Origin of the sequence: Thermogemmatispora sp. (assembly GCF_019683755.1) — a bacterium.
Taxonomy (GTDB): domain Bacteria; phylum Chloroflexota; class Ktedonobacteria; order Ktedonobacterales; family Ktedonobacteraceae; genus Thermogemmatispora.
The window spans coordinates 1-3631 of record NZ_JADGHT010000408.1; the positions used below are offsets into that span (position 1 = coordinate 1).

General features: G+C 58.1%; 3 protein-coding genes. 1 reads left to right on the forward strand and 2 read right to left on the reverse strand.

What is annotated here, in order from left to right; genetic code table 11:
• On the forward strand, positions 1-695 hold a 695-nt coding region (locus tag IRZ24_RS18015), incomplete at its 5' end, for a rhomboid family intramembrane serine protease (protein WP_297167355.1).
• A 714-nt stretch (positions 696-1409) separates the two neighbouring features.
• On the opposite strand, the gene IRZ24_RS18020 is transcribed toward IRZ24_RS18015, so the two are convergent.
• Together IRZ24_RS18020 and IRZ24_RS18025 are read right to left on the reverse strand one after the other, a co-directional pair.
• Positions 1410-2825 (reverse strand): hypothetical protein, encoded by a 1416-nt coding sequence (locus tag IRZ24_RS18020; protein WP_297167357.1) that lies wholly within the window; start codon positions 2823-2825, stop codon positions 1410-1412.
• Positions 2826-2946: 121 nt separating this feature from the next.
• On the reverse strand, positions 2947-3631 hold a 685-nt coding region (locus IRZ24_RS18025), incomplete at its 5' end, for an alpha/beta hydrolase (RefSeq protein ID WP_297167359.1).

The window sequence follows — 3631 nt, forward strand, 5'->3', positions numbered from 1 at the left end:
CAACAAGCCCAGCCACTGGCCCCAGCCAGCCCCTCCCGCAGGAGCAGGCGCCGTGGTCACAGCCCAGTCAGCTCCAACGCCAGATCTTACGCGGCCGCTTCATGCTGAACCGCTATCCGCGCCTGATCACGAATACGCTGATCCTCATCAACATCGCCGTCTTCGTGGTGGAAATTTTCCTGAGCCGCAGCCTCTTCATCGACGTGAATGTGCTCTACCAGATGGGAGGCGAGGTCAGCCAGGTTGGAGACTACTGGCGCATTTTCACGGCGATGTTCCTGCATGCGAGCATCTTGCACATCTTCTTAAATATGTTTTCGCTGTTCCTGGTTGGGAGCGCTACCGAGCTGTTCTATGGCAAGCTGCGCTATCTGTTCATCTACCTTGCCTCGGGCATCGTAGGAGGCCTGGCCACCTACTTTCTGATGCCCGCCACGGTGCTGAGCGTGGGTGCATCGGGAGCAATCTTCGGTACCTTCGGCGCACTTGGCGCTTTCTTTATCATGAATCGGCGCGCACTAGGACCGTTCGGACAGGGAGCGATTGTCAACTGGCTTTTCTGGTTAGGCCTTAACCTAGCCTTGGGCTTTGCCCCTGGGAGCAACATCGCCCTTTCTGACCACATCGGCGGCCTCATCACAGGCCTTGTCCTGGGTTTCTTGCTCGGTCGCCCGCTGGGACGGCGCGCCCTCTAGCAGGCTGCGCCTCTTTGCTCTTCGGGCCGTGCCGGTACAGAGCCAGGCTTATCCTGGTCTCATCTCTAGTGTGAGGAGCTATGGCTGGCTCTCTCCAATGCCTGGCCGCGTTCAGCCAGACAGGAGAGTAGCTGATGGCAGGCAGAAACCGCAGAGTGGGGTAGTTCTCGCTTTGGAGGAGCCAGAACGGATACGCTTGCAGGACACGGCTGGTTGGCGGGTTCACAGTGCTCCTTTGGCAATCTGGAGGTACGGAAGTGGGCAGGCTGCTTCGCACAGGGATGCAACGAGCGGGCCAAGAAGCTCAGTTCGACCAGATAATCGCTCCTGCCCATGCTAGTGGTCAGCCTGGCTGGCAGGGAAAGCTTTGTTTTGCTTCGCCTGGTCCCCTCCTGCTCGGGCCAAGACCCTTCGTGGTATAGAGGGCCTATCCTCTTCTTCCCTCTACTCTACTCCTATGCCATCAGGGGTGAGAGCGCCCCCTGCCTGTTGGTAGACTGAGTAAACTGAATATAAGGAGCTGAGCCTGCAATCTCGCTGTGACCCGGCTGAGTCACATGATCCTATCCATGCCCTTTACCCCCCCGCTCAGCTCCCTTTTTCTTGCCGCGCGATTGATGGGGCAAATGGCAATCGAGGACCACAGTCAGCCGACGGCCGAGAAGCGGGGCTCTTGTCTGTCGCTTTCTCCGTCCAGCCCGTCAAGATGCCTCCCTAAATGCGGCCCGTGCCAATGACAGCGATGGCCCGCACATAAGTTCCCGCCTGCACCAGGGTCGCGATGGCCCCAGTGCTGAGATCAAGGGCAAAGATATTGCCATCGGCGTAGAAGGTGACGGTGTGCCCATTGAGCCAGGTACCTAGCTCCAGCAAGGCCGCTGTCGAGGTGGCCAACAGAGCAGGTTTGGCGATACGCAGGTGACCATTGCCATCGCTGATCTGCACTGTATAGAGGGCACTATGGCGCCCATAGGGTGGCTGGTCATCACTCGAAAATTCCACGTAGACTAGCGCACGCTCATCTGGCGTAAAGAGCGGCGTGGTTACCCAGTGATAGTCGGCAATGCTGCGCAGTGCCCGCTGCGCCGGCAGTACCACCTGAGCTGCGCCAAGCGTCGGAGGAGAGCCAGCAAGAGACGCCAGGCTGAGGCTGTTGGCGTAGGAGAGCGCAGCAATGTCTGCAGGAACGCTGTTATCAGTGGGATAGGGTACCTGTCCTTCATTGGGAGAATAGAGGAGGAAACGCTCAGAAGGCGAGAGCAGCAGCGGCCCCTGCTGCGGGTCCTCGTCAAGAATCTCTTGCGGCTCTTGCTGCCCCTGCTCACCAGCCACAGGAATCGGCAGGACCCAGAGGCCATTTTGAATCGCTTCATGACTGCCACGGCTATCTGTGAGCAGGAGATAGGCCAGCACTTGCTTGCTGCTCGCAGGCAGCACGGCAAAGACCCGAAAACAAGGGCAATCAGCAGTCGACTGCTGATAGACTAGCCGGGTACTGGCTAGCGGTCCGGCATAGATCTTAATCGTACCCCGCCCGTTCGCTGGCTCACTGCTCCAGGCGAGCCAGCGTCCATCAGCGCTGAGCGCCATTGAGGTAATGACTTCGTCAGTGTCGATGGTGGCGATCTGGATGGCCTGACCGCTAAAGATGTCCAGGAGCCAGAGGCCATCGCCACTGTAAAGTAACTGACCGGAAGGTGTAAGCGTGGGCCGCACCGCCTGATTGTAGATGTAGCCCGGCGCCTGGAGCGCTTCCGGCTGACCACCTAAAGGAGCCAGGAAGAGATTGCCTTGCTGGCTATTGGGATTGCGGCTATTTTTAGGATTGCTTGGAAGATTAGGATTATATGGCTGTTCATAGATCAAATAGTGTCCTTCTGGCAATTGGAGCACAGCGTTAGGTGTATTATTATTAGGCCAGAAAATCGGCGGATTCGGCGTTGGCGTTGCCGAAGGATTGGGGGTCGGAGTCGGAGTTAACACAATTGGAGAGGCAACACGGGTTTCAAGAGCGCGCACAGTTGCCGTCGCTGAGCGTGCAGCCGCCTGCTGAGCCTGGGGAGTCAGGCCGTAGATAAGTAGGCCATTGAAGCAGGCCAAGAGCAGCCCGATCAGGCTCAGCATAGTCAACACGCCGATCCTTGATAGGCGCAGGTAGCGGCTCCGGGGTTCGGAAACAGGACCGGTTGGAGTGCGTGGTGGATCACTCAGATCACTCACCTGATGAGCCAATGCTAGTTGCCGCCTTGCCTCAGGGCTTCAATTTCTTCGCCGTCTGAGTATACACGAGAGCAGCCCAGGATGTGAAGCACTGAGCCAGCTGGGCCGCGCGCATACTCGTCAACTGCCACTGTTGTTGGCACCAGCGCCAACAGCGTGTCTGGAGATCCAGCGTGGGTGGTGGTTCAAACGGTGTACCGGCCTGCTGCCATGCTCGCTGGTGGCTCTCTCCCTGGATAATCACCCCGTGCTTGCGAGCTTGCTCATCGATAAAGTCCGCTGTTTTCTCAAAGACCTCTTCACGGTCGTAGTCTTTCGTAATCAGATGGTAGGAGCGATGGAAGGTCACCAGGTACTTCTCGCGCGAGCTGATTCGCTGATAGATGGCCTGACCATCGCGAACGGGCACCACGTGATCGTGGCGCGCAACCATGATGAGAGTCGGTGCTGTCACTGCCGGCAGAGCCTGCTGCAGATGCGGGAGAAACTTCAGCAGATTCTCAATAGCCACCAGCACACGCCACTGATAGCTCTCTTTCAAGCGCTGTCGGCTGTAGGCATAGCGCGCAGCCGGGTCACGAATATCTTCCCAGGCCCAGCGGATGCGTGGCATGAGCCGACGAGCTAGTCGAATAAAGGGCAAGGTCCAGGAATAGAGATGAAGAGGAGCACACATCGCCACAACGCCATCGACAGCCTCGTGTGCACTCACGTAG